The following is a 20,857-nucleotide window of genomic DNA, read 5'->3' on the forward strand; positions in this document are numbered from 1 at the left end:
CTATGAAAAAATTCGTTACTAGCGTGCTATTTCTTCTTTCCGCGACGGCATCTGTCAGTGCTTTGGCCAGCGGAAATATCGCCGCCGGTGAGGCCGCAGTGAAGAAATATGCCTGTGCTTCATGCCACGGCGCGAATTTACAATCGCCGATTCAACCAACCTATCCAAAGATAGCTGGCCAGCATCAGGACTATGTTGCGCACGCTCTGATAGCTTACCAGCGCGGTGCAGCGGGACCTAACGGTCGTACCAATCCGATTATGGGTGGGATTGCCAAGGCGTTGACGCATCAGGATGTGCAAGATATCGCCGCTTATGTGCACAGCTTACCAACATCATTGGTCTTAGAAAAATAATTTAGGTAGATGTTTATGGGTTGCGTGCAACCTGTAACGATAAAAAGCCACCATCAATTGTTATGATTGTTGGTGGCTTTTTCGTGTGCGCTACCCTGTATATTGCGTACCAATTGATCAGGGGTGCGAGGTAATTATTACATCGATAAACTAAAATGCTTGCCGCAGCCAGCACCCGGATCGTTCGGATTGTCCAGATCGCTAGCATCATCAGCAAGATCAGGATTAATATCGATCTCGCGATAGAAGCCATTAATGCTTAATGAGCCATATGGCAGCGATTTTATCTGGCGTTAAATTTTCTTCTTCACGCATTCAATGTATTGAGCCCCGTCCGGTTGCAGACCGTTGCGTTGCGCATTCCAGATCATCTGGCCCAAACACTCCATGATGTGATGATACGCGTCATGCTCGGATTGCAGTCGTTGCACCAACGCTGTGGCAGCGGCGCGGATTCCGGGCGGTTGGTCAATCGAAATTTGCTCGGCAATCGACAGGTGCATCGCCAGATGGAGGAATGGGTTGGTTTGGCCATTTTCCACCGAATAGTCCGCAGCAAGGGCGGCGTCTACATCGTCTAGATCGTTAGCATATTCAGGGTGCTGGATGACCCAATCGCGGGCTATAGCTTCAATCGGGGATAAAATTTCGTTCGCCCGATACTTGCGGTAGGTTTCGCAAAAAAAACGACGAACGTCTTGTTGGGAAGGATTGAACATAATATTACTTTAACTAATAAGTTTGGCGATACTGAATGCGGCAGCAGCAGCCAGGCCACCGACTAGCAATGTTTGTAACGCGGATTTAAGCGCGCCCGTGCCGGTAATGCTGCCCTTCAAATAGCCGAATATATACAATGCCAAAAGGGTCACGATGGTCGATAACGTCAGTGCGCTTTCAGTAGTTTTTAAAAATATATAAGGCGATAACGGAATCATGCCTCCTACCAGATAAGACAGCGCGATCGTTACTGCACTTTTTCTTGCTGCGGCGGGATGTGGTTCTTCCAGACCCAGTTCAAAGCGCATCATAAAATCCCGCCAGGCCAGAGGTGAACGTTCCAGGCCCGCCAGCATGGGTTCACACTCTTGTTTAGTGACGCCGTATTGGGCCATGATATCGATTACTTCCTTGCGCTCGCGGTCCGGTACCGTCAGGATTTCCTGTTCTTCCCTGTGCCGTTCGGCGTAATAGTGTTGACGCTCGGTACGCGCGGCAAGATACCCGCCCAATCCCATCGCGATCGAACCCGCGGCGATTTCGGCAACCCCCGCGGTGACGATAATGTTGATCGCGACCGCCGCACCACTAATTCCTGCGGCCAGCGCAAAGGGAACCGTTAGCCCGTCAGCCATGCCGATGACTACGTCGCGGACGGTATCGCTGGCCTCAAAGTGATGTTCTGTGTGTGGGGTTGGCATAGCGTGCTAAATACCTTTTTCTGGAAGTGGTGTTTTGGCCTTGTAGTCGCACAAATCCGCGATCGTGCAGTTCCAACATAGCGGTTTGCGTGCGAGACAAGTATAACGTCCGAGCAGTATGAGCCAGTGATGTGCGTCCAGCTGAAATTCTGTCGGTACTACTTTCATCAATTTTTGTTCTACAACATTCACATCTTTGCCGGGCGCTAGACCAGTGCGGTTCGAGACCCTGAAAATATGCGTATCCACGGCGATGGTGGAATGTCCGAAGGCCGTATTCAGGACTACATTGGCGGTCTTTCGTCCTACACCGGGTAGCGCTTCCAGCTCTTCACGCGTGTGCGGGACTTGCCCACCGTGAAGAGCAATTAGCATCCGACAGGTCTCGATAGTATTTTTCGCCTTGGTTCGGAACAAGCCTATGGTCTGTATATAAGGTATCAATCCATCAACACCTAGTGCGAAGATTTTTTCTGGGGTGTTCGCTACTGGATATAACTTGCGCGTGGCCTTGTTCACACTAACATCCGTCGCCTGCGCTGACAGGAGCACAGCGATCAACAATTCAAACGGCGTTGTATAGGCCAGTTCGGTGGTAGGGTGCGGCATGACAGCGCGAAGCCGATTAAATATTTCACGACGTTTTTCTGTATTCATAAAACGTCCTTTCCTGATAGCTGTGATTGCTCTGCAGCCTGCTGTTCTTTTTTTAGTCGAGCGCGCTCAATTGCAGCATGAATGATCGCTTTTTTGCGGTCCTGTTCGATTTTTTGCGCAGGATTTATGGCGACTTCCGCTGCAATAACTTTCAGCTTTTCCGCAGCTTTAGCTGCAAGGCGGTCATCGTTCTCTCGTTTTTCACGTTGCAAACGCGCCGTCCTAAAATCATGACGCTGGCGCGCATCGTCCGCTTGTTGCTGGGTCCATGCGTCCCAACCGGTCTTCCCGTGAGTGACATCGACCATTGTAATGCAGTCCACCGGGCAAGGCGCCAAGCAGAGATCGCAACCGGTGCACAAATCCGCGATCACTATGTGCATTTGCTTGGCCGCGCCGATGATGGCGTCCACCGGACAGGCCTGGATACACAAGGTGCATCCGATGCACGCAGCCTCGTCAATGACCGCGCGTGGACGCGGACGTTCAATGCCGTTTAATGGATTAAGCGCAATGATTGGCGCATCTAGCAGCCGCGCCAACCGTTGCACGCCTTGTTGTCCTCCCGGCGGGCATTGATTATAGTCGGCACTCCCGCTGGCAATCGCTTCAGCATAGGGGCGGCAGCCCGAAAATCCACATTTAGTGCATTGCGTTTGGGGCAATAACGCTTCAATTTGGTCGGCAAGGTCGACGGAGAATGGAATATTATGGTGGGACACGGGAAATGATAACGACTTAAACGCCTATTATCCGTGTAAATCATTGATGCGCCAATTGAAAAAAGCCACCCGGTTTAAATGAGTGGCTTTTGCGATCCGAACATCTTTGATTATTATGTGTAAATCAATCTCATTACGTTTTACGCGTTGGCCTTAATGAACTCCGTGATTTTCGGTGCAATCATTTCACGCCAGCGACGTCCCGAGAATATACCGTAATGACCGCACTTCTCGGCTGTAAAGTGGCGTTTCTTATCGGCGGGAATACTTGAGCATAAGTCGTGCGCAACTTTGGTTTGGCCGGGTCCGGAAATATCGTCCAATTCACCCTCGATTGTAAACAGTGCAACGGTCTCGATGTCCTTTGGTTTGACAAGCTTGCCGTCAATTTCCCAAGTGCCGAGGGGTAAACTAAAATTCTGAAACACGGTTTTGATGGTTTCAAGATAATAATCGACCGGCATATCAAGCACCGCGTTATATTCATCGTAAAACTTACGATGATTTTCTGCGGACTCGTTATCGCCCTTACGCAGATGCATATAGAAATCCCAGTGGCTTTGCGCATGGCGATTGGGATTCATTGCAACAAATCCGGCATGTTGCAGAAACCCTGGATATACCTTACGACCGGCACCAGGATAGTTCGACGGAACCGTATAAATAACCGTATTTTCAAACCAGCTAAACGGCTTTTCGGTTGCCAGATTATTGACTTCCGTCGGTGAAATGCGCGCATCAATGGGACCGCCCATCATGGTCATACTTTTCGGTAGTTTTGGATCTTTAGCACTCGCCATCAATGAGATCGCGGCAAGGACCGGGACCGTCGGTTGACATACCGAAATCACGTGCAGATTCGGTCCGAGCGAGCGAATAAAATCCTGCACATAAAAAATATAATCATGCAAATGGAAAGCACCTTCGGACCCCGGCACCATGCGTGCATCGGTCCAATCGGTAATATATACGTCATGGTCAGCGAGCAAGACCGTTACCGTGTCGCGCAGCAGGGTAGAGTGATGTCCTGAAAGTGGTGCGACCAGTAACACCGTAGGTTGCTTTAAAGCGGCGATTTCTTTATCGCTTAAGTCCTTCTTGAAATGTAATAAGCGGCAGAATGGCTTGGTGATCGCGACTTCTTCCACAATGGCGACTTCTTTTTCATTTACTAAAACGGTGCCGACGTCAAAGTTCGGCTTCTCGTAATCTTTGCCAAGGCGGTACATAAGCTCGTAACCCGCAGCGATACGCTGCGCGAAAGGCGCATGGGCGAACGGCGACACCGGGTTAGTAAAAAGCTTAGCGCTCGTTTCTGCAAATTGCACCAGAGGAGTGAGTAAGGAACGGCTAAATTCATGCATATGGTAGAGCATACAAACCTCTTAGGTAATAATTAGGCGGGACGACGACTACTTCGCCGCAACAGTGCAAAGCGAATATTTCTTTTTATATGCTGCTGTAATCAATTATTAAAAAAGAAGGTAATGGCAACGTATTTTGCCCCGATTAGTATTATATAGCGTATCCCTCCATTTATTGGATCAGCCTTTGAGGTCTGTACATACTTCATGGACCTATTATCCATGCCAGAGTACATCATGGCAATCGCCCATCCGAATGGCTTTCACTCGTAGAAGCGCCATAGGCGCGACATATTTATATATGTTGTTTTCTGAGTCTCTCTTTTCTGTCTGTTCTTCTCAATTTCTGTTTTTGGTTTTTTTTGCGTATGTTTTTATTAGACACAACGCACGCACAACACAAAAAATTTCTTATGAGAAACGTCAGGCGATTTACATATAAACATCTAGCGATCCAAAGTACTAGAGTTAATGGGCATTTTTCGTTGTGGTCCTAACGACAAGAGCAAAGCGGAGTGATATTTATGGGACTTGTTCGACTTATTATCGATAATGGTTATCTGCACTGATGTGCGGCCTGTCGACTTGAGAACAACGTTAGCCATGACTATGGCAACACTTTGCCTTCAACGGATGGGCCGAAAAATAATAGGTATTTGTGCTGGAAGTGATACGTGTATTCAAGTGATGTACTGTTTATTTCGTTAATTATTTACATGTTTTCGGCGATGCAAAAGCATCGCGATTTCACGAAAAAAAGCGGGATGCGCCATGGTGGTGACTTGTTTAGACGTCATCTTTGCGATTGGTAGGTTAATTAATATTGGATTCCTATGGTTATGACTTCCGCTTCAACCTTCAGCGCCCCGCCGACTTCGGGATTACCCTCTACAAGAGTTCGTTCTCCGGCCGGCGCTGACATCCCATCAGTGCCCAGCTTTGGATTGTGTGAGCGCTTCAAAAGTTGTAGCAATGCGACAGAGGTAATAGGTTGTAGCAAAACGCACACCCCATCAACTAACATTAAGTCGTCGTCTAACAAGGCCCGGCGGGTGTCACGCAAGGAGCAAATCAAAAAAAGAGATGATCGTAAGGAGATGGAGAACAAAGAATGGACACACGAGTGGCAAGAGATCAGCACCCACCTGTCGGGTGGGGATGAGGATTTACGCAGGCCGCCGCGACCTGGTCGGGAATCGCTATCGGGCTTTGGTATCGGTTTACTGCAATCTGTGCAACCAATGGCTTTTTTGACGGCTTGGCGCGAACACAACAATGAACGTTTTCCTGAAATAAATAAGGCCACTGAACGACCGTATATTAGCCATCCCCATGAGGGGAGAACCATAACTGAAACGGCTAACGATGCAGGTCCCGCGTTCATCGGAGGCTCTTCTTGGATTTCAACCCCAATAAAAAATTTCGCGAACAAGCTCATGGGATACGGAGATAATATTTATCAAAGTCTGCCCGCGTTATTTCCTGGCGTTGCAGCCGATGCAGCCATTCCCGACCTCGTAATGGGGCCAGAATGGTGGCCACCAGAACAAAAACATCGGAAAAAAATGACAATGGAGGTGCTGGTGCCCAACGTCGTTAACCCGACATCGACGACCACTGGTGCCATCGCGGCCCCGGTTGCGGCGGGCACAGCCCCTTCCACGACATCCCCGCTGATGATTAATCCGCTACCCATCGAAGTGGTGAGTGATGCCGCAGTAATTCTCGCTGGCGTGAATATTTACCACCAATGGTCAGCCGATCTTCTCCAGGATGAACGCCTTAAAGGAATCGAAGCCGAAGCCGAAGTCGAAGCCCAGAGCAAGGTCGAATTGACCGCGAATAAATTATTGGATAGCTTTGCCCCGATAATACCCGCTTCCCCAACCGCCACAGGACAATATTCGGTCAATCAATACGAGTATTCAGTCGCCAATTACGCAATTAGTCTTCAGCAGCCGGTAGGGAGTCGGGGGCGGGGTATCGATAGTCCGGCACGTCCGCAACGTGCGATGCCGCAAGCGGACCTTCAGGCCGACGTTGCGCGTCTTTTTTTCCGTGCGCTCGCACACGTCGACGGCGCGCCCAATCTATTAACACTGCTCGAAACCATACAGGAAGATGTGAGGGCAACACTTACCGACAGACTTCCTTTGGGCGCTCTGACAGGCTACGCTGAAAGGACCAAGACGACGCTTGTTGGCATGCTGCAGATGTCTTTTCCTTCCCTTGATGCCGTTGAGCGCAGCAGATTGACCGCGCTCTGCCGCTGGCATATCGATGCGATCTTCAAAGATATTGAGCCTTTGTTTCAGGCACGGTTTAATCTTAAGGATCCGGTTTTTCGTGAAACGCGTTACCTCAGCCATGAGGGTGCATTAATCCGCATCGGCGCGGCTTTTTTTAATTTTTTCCCACCCAAACCTGGGGCGGTCTTCACGGCGACCTCATTGCATGAAGCAGGTCTGCATTGCCTGATCGATTTAGCTTCCGAGGCGTGGCCGCGCAGCGTGGTGACTACCCTCAAGAGTTTGGGCAAACTAATTTCCAAAAATGCCATGGAGGAGAGTGCAGCCATGAGTGAGGATGATCAAATGCGAGCCGGGCTTGCTCACTTGATTGGGCCTCAAATGGAAAAAATAGCGCTGCAAAAAAAAGTCAAAGATAGCGAAGAAAAATTTTTGCAAAGCATTCGTGGCGTCACCGGCGCACAAGGTTCTGATCAGCAGTTATCGAAACAGATGCTGAGCCAACTAGAAACAGACAGACAAAACTTATACCACTACGGTCTTGCTCACCTACCCGAAGTCGATCGCGAAAAAATAGAGAGTGCAGCCCGATCCGGCGACCTGGTATTACTCACCCCAAAATTAACTTTGCATAAAAAAATAAGCGGCGGGACCCTTTACACCTCTGTCTTTCATCCAAGTTCTGGCCTGATCGTGCAGGTGGGAAAGGGAGGATTTAATGATCCCACAGTCGAGTTTTACTTATTATCCGAAGAAAGTGGCTGGGCTTCATCGGTCGCTTCCAATATTACAGCAAAAATAAATGCGGTCGGCGGGATTGATGCCTATGTGACCAAATTTCATCGTAGCTTTACGAGTGGCTTACGTACCAATGTTCCAGGCGGAAACGTCTACGACCTTCGCCGTGAAATATTCAAGTGTGATGGCGGCACACAACATTGCTTGGATGATCTTGCCAAAAAAGTTGTTAATCTGCAAACTTTACCCCCTGAGATACATAAGTTAATTCCGCCCAGGCCAGCGGACATACCACACGAGACGTGGCTACGACACTTCGTTCATTCAAAGGTCTACATCATCGGCAAATTCATTATCGGGATAATTCCTAAAGGAAGTTGTGTGCTTACTGTCCTTGATGCCGGTGAAATGACGTTCACCCCGGAAGAAACGGATGAAGGTCACAAGGATCAGCTTGACGCTTTTGTATTGGATTCATTATTTTGTTTTAGCGATATTGTCAAGTTGAATGCGTTTGGGGGCGGGGCCAGACAGGCTGTACGATCACCCTTTAAGTATTCCTCCGAAAAAGAATTTGCGACGGATAAAGTTGCATCGCGTACCTCCGGGCAAAAACATAGTGAAGATTCCAAAGTTCTGGATCCGGTGGACTTTAAACCGCTTGTAAATGAATTCCTCGCGACTCCGCGAGAAGATCTGCATTTAAGGACCAGCTTTTCGGACATGATGGGTGCCGCATCGACAGATGACTTGGGCTTGCCAGACCTGATTTCAATTGATGGGAATACCTTAAATGTCCCCAGTCATTTTGTACACAAAGCCTTTATACAAAAGCCCGAAAGCGGCGCGATGTATCTCATCATGAGATCCGAAGAATCCGAACAAGACATCGCTTACTTATGGAACGAGGCGGCGCGAACGCTGGAGCGGCAGACACCCGCGTGGTTGGATGGATATGCGCATTTGATGGATCAGGACCCCCTATTATGGGAACGTTTTAAGGAAAATTTACCACTTGGGATCGACTCCGGATCCATCTCGCATAAGTTGAAGGAAAACAGATATTTTGGTGGACTGAAAGGATTTGAAAGTCACTTCGCCACGGTGTCAGACGCAGCAGATCGTAGTATTTACCCCATCGGCGATCGTCATTACATAAAGTTGCACGGAAAAGATTTTTTGCTTGAAAAGTTATCTCATCCTTCTGAGAAGTCCTCGGAATGGCGCATTGTTGGTGAGAGTTTGCCAGAAGATTTGCGCCTTGATGTGCTTTTTGATGGTTTTACCAGCAAGATAATCAAAACGCATTTGATCACCCCGGTAAAGCATCTGCCCGATAGCATTGTTTCTTTAGAGGAGGCTGTGAAATACGGTTTGAATTTACCTGAAGGATGGCGAGTAGAAAAACTGTATTCGGACGACACTAACGGCGAGCGCTTCATCCTTGAGATCACCGATCAAAAAGGCAATAAATTTTTCCGTGCAGGACCTAATCACCAAAATGAATTTGAAGCCGCCTCCGAACGTGAAAGTGAAATATGTAGAGTGCGGCGGTCCGACACGCCAGTGGCGGGTTGCAGTACCACACTCGGCCCTACTATCACGCCGATTACAGGAGGGGGACGATCAGAGGCTATGGCGACGCTCGTCAAACTAGAAATTGAAACGCGTCCATTTCATGAGCAGAGGGTGATTAAATTGGAAGCCTTAGACAAGTCTGATGAAATCTTAAGCATGATGTCAAATAATCCTAAACTTAGATGGGGTCTAGAAGAAATAATTGATAGCAAGCATAGCCAGCTGATGATGTCGCTGCCCAGTGCCATGAAATTAATACGTGCGGTCGGTGACCCCATTGCGCCTAGTATTCAGCTATTACCAAAAATGAGAATATTTTGGAAAGAAATGAGAACGCGCCTTCAGTTCATGATCAAGCAAGGCCACGATTTTGAAGGGCATGAAGTGGAGCTATACAAGGTCTGTGATTTGGCTGATAAGCTTTCCGAACGATTGCACACAAATGATGTTTTATTGGCATATTACACAGCTAAGGCACAGAAACTTGAGGAACTAATTACCACTTACCAACGTAAGTATGCTAAACCAAGGGAGAGATTAGCCGTCAAGCTTTGGCGGCGAATATTTTCTACCAAGATTAAACCCAAAGTTACTGAGGCATTCGACTGGAAATTCGAGATTCAAGCCAGTGGATTAGATGAAATCAGGACGGCTTACGGAGCGAATTTTGCTACGAAGATTAGTGAGGTCTACTCCAGCAGCCATTTGGGCGCGCAGGAATTATTAAATTGGGCGCAGAGTGATGCGACACAATTTTGGACTGAATTCGCTAAAAATTTTCATGTCGATGCTGCACAACTATCTGACGGTTACAAACTTGAAGTCTTGGGGATATTCAAGGACTTTCGGGACCACTCGGGTGCCGGGAGTACCGACAAACTTCGGATCATATCACCTGTCACCGCGCCCGATGGCAGTCGGTATCGGTATAACGTGGATGAACACCGACAACAAATACCCCAAGAGGCGAACACTTTCGGCAAGGTGATTATCGGATACTCTTACTCTGAAGCAGGGGATCATGTTTTCTTATCGACTGCAACGTTCTTGTCACCGACAGCTGCCGAAGATGAGTTTTCACAGGTATTGCAGCACGAGCTGTCACATTTTGCTATTAAGAAAAGTAAGGACGAGATTTATTTTAATGGTGCCAGATCCCCGTTCGGTCATTGCCTCAAAGGGTCCTTACGGAGGGAGGCAGAGGCCTTACTTCATTCGCCTTCGGCATTTACAGAGTTCGCCTACACTAATAAAGCTGCGATGGAAGGATTTCTCCAGCACTTCTATAGAGTCTTGCCCAATCGTTTGGCAACCATTTTTCCTGAGGTATTGCAAGGCAAACTATTCAGTCAAGCGCGTTTTAAAGTCTTTGTTAATTCAGTCTATAACGGACCTGCGGATGATAAGGTGAGGGCATTCATGTCACCAGATATGTTTGGCTACAGCTTTCGTACGTTGTTGGCAGCCCGGTTGAAGTTAAACGATGCATCAGGAAAATCGAAACGCAAGGCGCCCGATACCAGTTCCTTCGCAGAGGCTCTTCAAACACTTTTGATCCGGGACACCTTTGCAGAAAGTAGTTATGAAAAAAAATGACGATCGTTTAATTTTATCCTGTTCCATTATCGCTTCGCTCATTGCGGGCGATAATATAGGGATTTGTATCGACAAAAAAGTAACAAACCTGACGCCACCTTTTGAAAGCCTTCCTTTGGTGCCTTAGTGAACGGAGAAAAGATAAGGCACGCGGAGCGCAACCGGAATGGTATTAGGGCCATGAAAGTTTTCCGCACCGGCCCATAACGTTTGCGGCAGTATTCGCGAGGGTTAGCACGTTTCAAAAGAAGTCTGGTATTTTAGAGGCAATAACCAGTAATCCTCAGCCCCGGGCAATACCCGTTAGTTGACTTATTTAGAATTATTTACGATCTCGAAATTAGGGATTTCGGAACGCGTGTTATTGTTCTTTTTCGAACGCATTGATGAATAGGCACTATTGATGCTATTGGCATTAATGCTGCTGGCGGTGTTACTCCGGTTCCTGTGCCTCACTAATGTCTCCGGTGTTTTTTCGGTGGGTTGCGGTGAGGAGGGTAGTACCGGAATGGCATTACGATTGGTATCGAGTCCGTCTTCTATCGCTACTGCCCCATTAGCGGCGGATTCCCCATGTTCATCTTTAGTTAGGAGGAGGGTATTGTCTTCAACAATCACGTCAGAGGCGTTCAATCTATGTAATCCTCTAACGCCTAGATTTAGCCCCCCCGCGACTGGCATGCTAGTAGTGAGCCCTCCGTCGAATCCAACCGTGCATAATTCAACAATAGTTACCGATTTGGTCGGCGGAAAAAGCTTCAATTTAGAGGCTACTTTGCCGCCAAAACAGCATCCAAATACGGCCGACGCCAGCGCTAGGGGTATGCTTGCGGCACCCACCACGGATTGAGTCATGCCGCCGGCCACCGTACCCGCTGTAGCCGCAGCGGCTACGCCTTGAATGGTAACACGCCCTCCGGCAGCAAATAGACCGCTGGGACTGCATTTATAAAGCTCTTGCTCTACGTAGTCGCCGCCTAAAGTGAATTGTTCATTCACCTGGAAGTTACCTAAGGATTGATTCGCCGACAGAAAAACTTCAGCGCGCTGGACGGATTCAAAAGCGATACATAAATTGTCCAGCGAAAATGGCAGCATTCCCACCCCACCTTCGTATACTTTGTAGTCAAAACCCACATGTTCTATGTTCCCCACATAGGCGCCGCCCTTAATCGCTTCCCCAATACCTGGCGCCCAGCCAGTTTCAAGATGAGCAAATGCCTGAATATGGGTCTCAAGGTTCATCTGCACATCGGTCAGACATTTGCATAGCGTTCGCGAGGGGAACAGAGTATGGAATTGTAGTCCCACTTTTGACGATACGCCGGGGATCTCTGGTAGCACAGCGCCAAGTGCAAATTGCTGGATTAACAGCGGTGTGCGTATTCCTGTCGCTCCTTTAACTAGCTGAAGAAAGCGCATAGTGCCTGTGCTCATCTTCATGCTTAGCATGAGGGTGTCGCACTTGTCGCTTAGCAGCTGAATCAATTCAGAGTCGGTGCCCTCATCCTGCGCGGCATGATAATCAAGAATAGTGTCGATAAGATCGCCAACTTGATCTGCATCATTATGCTTTATCAACTCGAGCTTGATATCTTGCACTTTCCCACGCATTTCTTTCATGTTGTTATTGATTTGCTGAACTGCTATGTCTTGGAATGCATTAAAAAATGGCTCAGGTGCGTGAAGTATCCACAACAACGCCTGTTTTGGAAGACTCAAGGATTCGATGTCATCGCGGGGAGCCTGAAACTCTCGTATGTCACCTGACAGAGTAATAATTGGTGAATCCGGCGTGTCGTTGACAGGGGCGGTGGCGGTGATATTGTCTGGGATGGCGTAAACGGAGGAGGTGGGCTGAGATATGCTGACTGGCGTAATACTTTTCATTTTACGTTTCTTTCATTTTGGCTATACGTGTGCGTGGCGAATGCGCCTTTTGCTCTTGACAGGCAACCTATTTCAACTAATCGTAAGCCACTTTTATTGCATGCGGCTATACATCGATTAAGCGCGTGGTGTCATTTTTTCAAATGTTGTTAATCAAATCGCAAGGTCTGATAACGTGCGCTCAACAGTAAAAATAGTCAGTAAAAGAGACCGTGGAAAAAGTTCATGAAGGAAGGTGATAATTTCAGAGTTGATAGTGGTGATAGCGTTGCTTTGTTGCGGTACCTTCCTTTGGCTAAATTGTGAACGGTATAATCGGGCTTTTACCTAATTAATATTATCTTTTGGCTTAGTGAGGCGCTTTCAAATTTCGCTCACTTGCTAAATTTCTAGCCGGGCCATTTAACTATCCGTCCGTTATTGCCGGCCATGACAAGCAGTCTTGATGCCCCTCCTGTGATGCAGATCCGCGCGTTACCTCGAATTTCACCAGCTCCTCCGCCACCAAACGAATGCCTGAATTTAGGGCTTATAAGCAATATCGCCCCAGCGGCATTGGCTTTCCTGACCATCTACGTGGGCAGAGCATGGCGCTCAGGCCACCTTGACCCGACTACCGTGACCGGAGGGTGGGGTGCGCCATCTTCGTTGGCACGCCTTGCTCGGGCGGTCTTGCGTAAGTCCTGTCATCGTATGGCGGTGTCGCAACTGTAAATTTTTTTGACTCTGATCCGTTCGCGCGTATTTTTCATCTTTGTCCTAATCTCGAGTGGCACTTTTTAAGTCTCGTCCCATTTTTCTTTTGGGTTGAGATACATATAATTTCTCTTGATAAGTAAGGCGTTCTGACGTACTGAATTAGAGATCAAAAAGTGCTGAATACACGCTCTAAATCAGGGGAGTAAAGGCGCGTTTTATTGTTTCTTAGAGCATGCAGAGCAATCCATCTTTCGCGCGTTGTATCGATCACAAAAAGGCAATAAAGAGGCGCAAGTCATGAATCTGGAATCCATAAAAATGCTCGTTATGCTTCAAGTGTTTATTGATAGTGGATTAGGCAAGCGCAACGAGCCAATCAGTCCAGAGATAGACAATAGCGTTGAATTTCTCAAAGGACTACCGGTTAAAGGTCGTTGCCTAAAATCGTGGTTTTTACGCATGGCAATCGATAAAACCCCGGAATACATACGCATATCCGAGGCTTTACGTCGCATGGAAGCATATTCGATGGTTTCTTTTTTACTGCAAGAAGGCGGCAGTGGCGAAAAGCTGCAGTCGCTAAGCGCACGTTACGGTGTCTCGACCTGTCATTTCCGTAGATTGTTTCGTTCAGGGCTTGGCAGCAGTCCAAAGTCCTCGCTTAAAGACTGGCAGCTTGCTAAAGCGGTGTTGGCGGTGATTGAAGATAGACAAACAATCACAGAGGCGGCGATGTTGCATGGTTATGCATCGTCCTCACATTTTTCTAATGCGGTAAGGCAATCGCTAGGCCTCAGCCTGACGCATTTATTTGATAACAGTACGGACAAAAAGGATTTGATGTGAAAGAGCAGGAATTGCGCCGCAAGCTGAATTGGCTGCTTGTCGCCGTCAGCATGACGCTCCATGCCTCGGTATTTGCACTCGACGTCGGCACGTTAAGCGACGCGCCGAAATACGTTGCACGTCAGGAGAACCTCCGATCTTTTCTGGGCGGCGTTTCTTCGCATGGCGGCAAGCCAATTATCGTAAGCAAACTGGCTGCTGGTAAACAAATCTCTGGAGAATTTAACCTCGTAGATAAAGATATTGTAGGTGCCGTCAGCAAACAAATGGGTCTTATTAATTATTACGATGGGCATGCGATCTATGTTTACGATGCGTCGGAAACCAAAAACCGAATAATCACTTTAAAAAATATCGGTATTAAAGAAGTTTTGCATTTTCTGAAAAAATCCGGCTTGGGTGATCCGCGTTATCCGTTACGTAGCGATGGTGTCGGTATATTTTACGTCTCCGGTCCTCCTATCTATGTCGATTTAGTAACGCAGGCCGCCGAGTTTATGGATAGTCTGGTCGTCAATCAGGAACAGCAACGTATTGAAGTAATCAAACTTGATAATACGTTCGTATCCGACCGATCCTACACGCGTCGCGATGACACCATTGTTATTCCGGGCATCGCTACAGTCGTCAACGATTTGCTCAGTGGTCAACTGAAAGATGCAGCACCGGAAGTACAGAAATCCACTAATGGTTTGTCGTTACCGGACCCTACGTTCGAGGATGCCGTGCCACCTTCCAGCGTGAGCAGAGCGGCCAACGTTCTACCTGCGAAATTGTCCGAAAATGTCCGGATCATCGCTTACCCCCAAACTAATAGCTTGCTGGTAAAGGGGACTAGTGAGCAAATTCGCTTTATACGCAATCTGGTCGTCGCATTGGACGAGAAAAAAAGACAGGTTGAACTTGCGCTATGGATCATCGATTTGCAAAAGGATGATCTGGATCAACTTGGCGTCAACTGGCGCGGCGCATTATCAATAGGCAGGCAATTTGGCGCCCAATTTAACCAAGGCGCATCCGATCCGTCGATAGCGAGTTTAGAAGGGGTGCAGTTTATGGCCTCGATTATGGCATTGGCGCGCGATAACAAAGCGCAAATCGTTTCGCGTCCGGTATTGCTCACACAAGAGAATACACCGGCAATGTTCGATAATAGCCGCACTTTTTATACACCGTTAGTCGCCGAACGTGCGGTGGAACTGCAGCATGTAACCTACGGTACGCTCATCCATGTCCTCCCGCGATTTACTACCTCTGATGAGGTGGAACTATCGCTTAACATTGAGGACGGCAACGAAGTGGCTCGGAGCGAGCAGGAGTCTAACGACGCGTTGCCTACGGTTGGGCGTACAAAAATTAGTACTGTAGCGCGAGTTCCGAAGGGAAAAAGTTTGCTAATCGGCGGCTATACCCGCGGCGAAAGCGGCGATCAGATCGAAAAAATTCCTTTTTTGGGAGACCTGCCGTTCATTGGTAGCGCCTTTCGTTATAAACAATCGCATAACAAGAATACTGTACGCGTTTTTTTAATAAGACCGCGCGAGATTGATGACGGTATCGTTCTGAGTGGAAAAAATCTGGAAGAGGAAATTTCGCTCGATGCACTCATTAACAGTCTCGATAAAACGTCCGAGGTAGGCGGGGTCGATCAGGAGCAACATTTCAATGGCCATTAATGCGATCTCCAGACCTCCAATAGCGACGGCATTTCAGGCCCAGACGCGACAGCAAGAATCTGTAAAGACGGGAACCGATGGCGGGGCCCAACAAGCAGATTTTGATTATGCAGATGACCAGACACCAGCAGGACTGCAGCAAAAACTCGCCGACATGGCAGATGATATGGCTAGCGTGGCGACACAATTTCGTAATCGTAAAGATCTGGAGCAAAAAGGCGGCGCAGCGGGCGAAAATTTCGAGCGTGTTCTTGAAGAAGACGCCATACCGAAAGCAAAAAAGCTCGTCGAAATTCTTGCTGTACTATCAAGTAACATGGATACATTGCTAGCCCAGGCACGCGCCCTGTTTCCCGACGAAAGCGATCTCTACCTAGTACTTAAAGAGCTATTAAAAGGTAGGGAATTATCTCAGATTAGACGTGCGCGGCTCGAAAGTCTTCTCGCGCTCGTCGAGCAGACATCCAATTCAAAAATGCTTAAGGCGGGTATTAATTGCGCATTAAAAGCGCGGCTATTCGGTGCCTCACTCGTTTTGAAAGCCTCGTATCTAAGGCAAACCTATCGCCGATTTTTGGAGAGCGACCATGCACCCATCGGCGATTACGAAGAGTGGATTGCTACCTACGGTCACAAAAAGCGCCAGACGGTGCTTAACTTTGTAGAAGAGTCTTTATTGATTGATGTCAGGTCCGAAGATCCCAGTTGCGACACGATGGAATTTAGCGACCTCTGCGCGCGCATGCAGACGCTGCGGATAATTCGCACCGCCGACAGAGATTTTGTGATCGGACTACTCGAAAAAAAAATAGTACTCGCCCACCCGGATGAGGAAGCCGAGTGGCTATTTTTGTTATGCGGTATGGCAAAAAATGAAAAACCGATGTCTGCTCTTTTGGATCAGGCACTTAGCCCCGGCTGTATCTTGCAAACCAGTCGTGAACGTTCAGTTTTGATCCAGTCTGTGCGGAATGCTTACAAGCAGTTGCCGGATAAATTGTTTCAGAATGCTCGCGTGTCTTCCGATGCTATTGCCGCATTTGATCGCATGAGCGATATAACCTACACCGCAGAATTGCTGGAGCAACGGCGAATCGCAGGCTAGCGAGAGCACCTTATAGATGATCATTAAATTACTTACCAATGCCAGAGCACATCCGGAATTAATCATCGTCATGTTAATGGTGATGATTATCGCCATGTTGATCGTGCCGTTACCAATGTTCCTGGTCGATTTTTTGATCGGGCTCAATATTGTCATTGCCATTTTGTTGTTCATGGGATCCTTCTATGTCGATAAAATTCTGAATTTTTCGACCTTTCCGACCATCTTGCTGATCACAACGTTATTTCGGCTATCGCTTTCTATTAGCACCAGTCGGCTGATTCTTACCGAAGCCGACGCCGGGGAAATTATTCGTACCTTCGGCGAGTATGTTATCGGCGACAGTCTGATTGTAGGATTCGTCATTTTTTCCATCATTACCATCGTTCAATTCATCGTTATCACCAAAGGATCTGAGCGCGTCGCCGAAGTAGCCGCACGTTTTTCGCTGGACGGAATGCCCGGCAAACAAATGAGTATTGATGGGGACCTGAAGGCTGGCGTGATTGACGGCGATGCAGCCAAAGAGCGACGCAATGTCTTGGAGCGCGAAAGTCAGTTATACGGATCTTTTGATGGTGCAATGAAATTCATCAAAGGCGACGCAATCGCCGGCATCATTATCGTGTTCGTCAATTTCATCGGCGGGATCGCAGTCGGCGTAACCCAGCACAACATGGACATGTCGCTAGCACTGCAGACCTACACCATGTTAACAATTGGCGATGGCCTGGTAGCACAAATTCCCGCGTTACTAATTTCAATTAGCGCCGGATTAATTGTTACACGTATTAATGGCGACGATTCCAATCTCGGTCGCAACATCATGGGTCAATTATTAGGTAAGCCTTTCGCTGTTGGAATCACTGCCGTTCTTGCTATCGCGGTAGCTTTCTTGCCCGGCTTTCCAATGATGGTTTTTCTTGGACTTGCGCTGTTATTGGGTGGCTATCTGTACATTGGCGTCCTTAAGAAAAAGAAGGAAGAAGCCCAACAATTAGCCGATCCTACGTTGCTCGTCCAGGACACCGATCAGGGTAATGACCATCAGCTAGGATTAATTACCGATCTCGATAACGTTATCACCGAAACGGTCACATTTATTCTGCTCGTGTCCGAGGAACAAAAAAAGGAATGTGTTGACAGGCAGCTTGGGCAGAGGCTGCGTAGCCAGTTCTTTGTCGACTATGGCGTACGTTTGCCCGATTTTGTAATTCGCGGTTCTGACCAGATGAAACCTGATCATCTGGTGTTACTGATCAATGAAATCAGGACCGATCAACTTTGCATTCGTTTTGGAAAAATGTGCCTCGTTCAAATGTCAGAAGAAATTTTACAACTGGGAATTACGGTCAACACCGATCAGGACGCGGCGGGTCAGGACTGTCATTGGGTGCAGCCTCATTGCAAAGCGGAATTAGTCGCATTGGGTTTTCAGGTCCGCAGTGCGCAGGATGAGTTATACCAATGTCTGGCGTCGATTTTAGTGAAGCACGTTTCAGAGTTTTTTGGTATTCAGGAAACCAAATCGATGCTCGACAAGATGGAGAAGGACATGCCGGACCTGCTTAAGGAGGTATTACGGAACGTCACCGTACAAAAAATAGCGGAGGTCTTGCAGCGGTTGCTTTCAGAAAGAATTTCGATTCGTAACTTTAAGCTGATTTTGGAGGCGCTCGCACAGTGGGGCGGACGAGAAAAAGACGTGATCGCTTTGGTTGAGCATGTCCGTGGTTCTATGGCACGTTACATATCGCATAAATTTGCTATAGCTAACCAATTACGCGTTGTAATGCTTTCACCGGAAGTCGAAGAACAGGTACGCAAAGGAATACGCCAAAATTCGAGCGGCGCATTTTTGAATGTTGAACCATCTGTTTCCGAAGAAATTATCGATAAATTTACCTTGCTGTTTCAAGCCTTTCCAATATCACAAAAAGATCTGATTGTGCTCACCAGTGTTGACGTTCGCCGTTTTGTTAAAAAATTATTAGAGGTACGCTTCCGGGATCTAGATGTGATTTCTTTTGGGGAAGTCAGCAGTAATGTTAACGTCAATGTCGTCAAGGTAATTTAAAGCAGTAAGGCAATCTTGCCTAGCAAAATAACCAGAGGTACGCCCTTTTATCGAAGGCAATGGGCGCTATGAAAAGGGCTGGGTACGTTAATGGTGTGCCGGAGTGTTTAACGGAAATGCCCAGCGCCATACCCGCAGGCATTGAAATGAGAATTTTTTAAGGAAAAAAATGAGTCAGCATAATCTCGGTGAGTTGGTACGAAGCGCCCTGTTGCATAGTGGTTGTGAGGCCGGCTTGATTAAGGATCTGGATAATCACGCGACAGTCCAGATTGAATTAGAAAATATGCCTTCCATGTATGTTGGGAAGATCGATGAGAGTACTGTGCTCTGGTGCGACCTATGCGATTTTAACGAAAGTATTGTTAGCTATCATTCCGAAAATCTGCTGCGAGAAATCATGTGTGGATTTATTTATAGTGAGAATAAACAGCTGGTTATTCGCGAGAGTAATGACCGTTTACAGCTCTGCGCCTATATATCAGATACCTATCTGGGTAGTGCAGAATTGATGGCTGAAGCCATCAATGCGTTCTTTGAAAGCCAATCTCGCGTGATGGAGATTATAAGACAATGACGCCGTTACGCCTCCTAAATCAGTACGTTCACCCGCATCACCTGTCGGGCACGATCATCGAGGCACGATTGCGCGCCGTATCGGTTGGTGAAGTCTGCGAAGTTCGCAGGCACTGGCGGGAGGTAAAGGTATCAGCGCGGGCACAAGTGATTGGTTTTCGGGGCGACATGGCGATTCTCAGTCTGATGGGGAATGCCGAAGGCCTTTCGCGTGAATCGGTACTGGTGCCGACAGGCGGGGCTTTGACAGTACGTCTCAATGACGGCGTATTGGGTACGGTATTGAATTCTAATGGTGTGTGTGTCGCCCGTCTGGTAGAACAAATGCCGTCGATACGGCCTGATCAATGGCGCCCTTTGGACGCGCCGCCGCCTTCATTCGGGCAACGTACATCGATTCAGGAAAAATTTCAAAGCGGGATTAAAGTAATCGATGCACTAACCACCTGCGGGATTGGTCAGCGGTTGGGAATTTTTGCTCCGGCCGGGGCCGGTAAGACTAGCCTGGTGCATATGCTGATAGAGCAAGCGTCAGCCGACGTGTTTGTAATAGGCCTTATAGGTGAGCGCGGACGAGAGGTAACTGAATTTGTTGAGTCGCTAAAGCACTCGCCACATTTGAACCGATGTGTTGTCGTCTACGCAACCTCCGATGCATCTTCCATCGATCGTCGCAACGCAGCATTGCTAGCGACCACGGTGGCCGAGTATTACCGTGACCACGGATCGCAGGTGGTATTGGTGCAAGATTCATTGACGCGTTATGCGCGTGCCTTGCGCGATGTGGCATTAGCCGCCGGCGAGCCACCGGCACGTCGCGGATATCCCGCCTCCGTATTTGAGTCGTTACCGAGATTGCTGGAAAGGCCGGGTGTCACAACCAACGGTAGCATTACTGCATTTTATACGATCCTCCTCGAAAGCGAAGACGAGGCCGATCCGATAGCCGAAGAAATTCGCTCTATTTTAGATGGTCATATCTATTTGAGCCGAAAGCTCGCCGCTAAAAATCATTACCCCGCCGTCGACGTATTACGAAGTTTGAGTCGTGTGGCTTCACAGGTATGCGATCCCGCCCAGTTAAACAACGCGGCACTGATACGTGAAAAATTGAGTCGGATTGAAGAGATGCAATTGATGCTCGACATGGGGGAATATCGCTCAGGAGAAAACGCCGATAACGACCGACTTCTGGCGCAAAAGGATCGGCTTTTCGATTGGCTGCGGCAGAATCGCGACGAGCCTAGCGACATCAAAGCGACCGTTGAGGCCATGCATGCACTTGCTGAATAAATATAAGACCTTCC

16 protein-coding genes are annotated in these 20,857 nt (G+C 48.1%); 10 read left to right on the plus strand and 6 right to left on the minus strand.

Going from position 1 to position 20,857, the window contains the following annotated elements; genetic code table 11:
* The first annotated feature begins 2 nt into the window (after positions 1-2).
* On the plus strand, positions 3-356 hold the full coding sequence (locus HAV38_RS05140; protein ID WP_168052997.1) for a c-type cytochrome: 354 nt from the start codon (positions 3-5) through the stop codon (positions 354-356).
* A 293-nt stretch (positions 357-649) separates the two neighbouring features.
* On the opposite strand, the gene HAV38_RS05145 is transcribed toward HAV38_RS05140, so the two are convergent.
* The 5 genes from HAV38_RS05145 to HAV38_RS05165 form a co-directional block, all read right to left on the minus strand.
* A complete protein-coding gene (locus tag HAV38_RS05145; protein ID WP_168052999.1) occupies positions 650-1,075 on the minus strand; it encodes a DUF1841 family protein in 426 nt (141 codons plus the stop codon).
* Between the two features lie 9 nt (positions 1,076-1,084).
* A complete protein-coding gene (locus HAV38_RS05150; RefSeq protein ID WP_168053001.1) occupies positions 1,085-1,777 on the minus strand; it encodes a VIT1/CCC1 transporter family protein in 693 nt (230 codons plus the stop codon).
* Between the two features lie 6 nt (positions 1,778-1,783).
* A complete protein-coding gene (nth, locus tag HAV38_RS05155; RefSeq protein WP_168053003.1) occupies positions 1,784-2,434 on the minus strand; it encodes an endonuclease III in 651 nt (216 codons plus the stop codon).
* A complete protein-coding gene (gene rsxB / locus HAV38_RS05160; protein WP_168053005.1) occupies positions 2,431-3,156 on the minus strand; it encodes an electron transport complex subunit RsxB in 726 nt (241 codons plus the stop codon). Before rsxB ends, nth begins: the two co-directional genes overlap by 4 nt.
* Before the next feature lie 140 nt (positions 3,157-3,296).
* On the minus strand, positions 3,297-4,532 hold the full coding sequence (locus tag HAV38_RS05165) for a polyhydroxyalkanoate depolymerase (protein ID WP_168053007.1): 1,236 nt from the start codon (positions 4,530-4,532) through the stop codon (positions 3,297-3,299).
* Between the two features lie 1,040 nt (positions 4,533-5,572).
* Here HAV38_RS05165 and HAV38_RS05170 point away from each other — a divergent pair.
* Both HAV38_RS05170 and HAV38_RS05175 read left to right on the plus strand, forming a co-directional pair.
* Positions 5,573-10,681, plus strand: a complete 5,109-nt coding sequence (locus HAV38_RS05170) for a hypothetical protein (protein ID WP_168053009.1) — start codon at positions 5,573-5,575, stop codon at positions 10,679-10,681.
* Positions 10,668-10,808: a hypothetical protein gene (locus HAV38_RS05175; RefSeq protein ID WP_168053011.1), complete on the plus strand. Its 141-nt coding sequence runs from the start codon at positions 10,668-10,670 to the stop codon at positions 10,806-10,808. The genes HAV38_RS05170 and HAV38_RS05175 overlap by 14 nt, the downstream gene beginning before the upstream one ends.
* Positions 10,809-10,993: 185 nt before the next feature.
* On the opposite strand, the gene HAV38_RS05180 is transcribed toward HAV38_RS05175, so the two are convergent.
* Entirely contained in the window at positions 10,994-12,571 is a 1,578-nt protein-coding gene (locus HAV38_RS05180; RefSeq protein ID WP_168053013.1) for a hypothetical protein, read from the minus strand.
* A 429-nt stretch (positions 12,572-13,000) separates the two neighbouring features.
* On the opposite strand from HAV38_RS05180, the gene HAV38_RS05185 reads away from it, so the two are divergent.
* The 7 genes from HAV38_RS05185 (at position 13,001) to sctN (ending at position 20,843) form a co-directional block, all read left to right on the plus strand.
* Positions 13,001-13,285, plus strand: coding sequence for a hypothetical protein (locus HAV38_RS05185; protein WP_168053015.1), 285 nt, complete (start codon positions 13,001-13,003; stop codon positions 13,283-13,285).
* Between the two features lie 282 nt (positions 13,286-13,567).
* A complete protein-coding gene (locus HAV38_RS05190) occupies positions 13,568-14,116 on the plus strand; it encodes a helix-turn-helix domain-containing protein (RefSeq protein WP_168053017.1) in 549 nt (182 codons plus the stop codon).
* A complete protein-coding gene (gene sctC / locus HAV38_RS05195; protein ID WP_168053019.1) occupies positions 14,113-15,792 on the plus strand; it encodes a type III secretion system outer membrane ring subunit SctC in 1,680 nt (559 codons plus the stop codon). The genes HAV38_RS05190 and sctC overlap by 4 nt, the downstream gene beginning before the upstream one ends.
* Positions 15,782-16,897 carry a type III secretion system gatekeeper subunit SctW gene (sctW, locus tag HAV38_RS05200; protein ID WP_168053021.1) on the plus strand — a complete coding sequence of 372 codons (1,116 nt, stop codon included), beginning with the start codon at positions 15,782-15,784 and terminating at the stop codon, positions 16,895-16,897. Before sctC ends, sctW begins: the two co-directional genes overlap by 11 nt.
* Positions 16,898-16,913: 16 nt before the next feature.
* Positions 16,914-18,974: an EscV/YscV/HrcV family type III secretion system export apparatus protein gene (locus HAV38_RS05205; RefSeq protein WP_168053023.1), complete on the plus strand. Its 2,061-nt coding sequence runs from the start codon at positions 16,914-16,916 to the stop codon at positions 18,972-18,974.
* 169 nt (positions 18,975-19,143) lie between these two features.
* Positions 19,144-19,551 (plus strand): InvB/SpaK family type III secretion system chaperone, encoded by a 408-nt coding sequence (locus HAV38_RS05210; protein ID WP_168053025.1) that lies wholly within the window; start codon positions 19,144-19,146, stop codon positions 19,549-19,551.
* A complete protein-coding gene (gene sctN, locus HAV38_RS05215) occupies positions 19,548-20,843 on the plus strand; it encodes a type III secretion system ATPase SctN (protein ID WP_168053027.1) in 1,296 nt (431 codons plus the stop codon). Before HAV38_RS05210 ends, sctN begins: the two co-directional genes overlap by 4 nt.
* The last annotated feature ends 14 nt before the right edge of the window (positions 20,844-20,857 follow it).

The organism is Glaciimonas immobilis (assembly GCF_011947285.1).
Classification (GTDB): Bacteria; Pseudomonadota; Gammaproteobacteria; order Burkholderiales; family Burkholderiaceae_D; genus Glaciimonas; species Glaciimonas immobilis.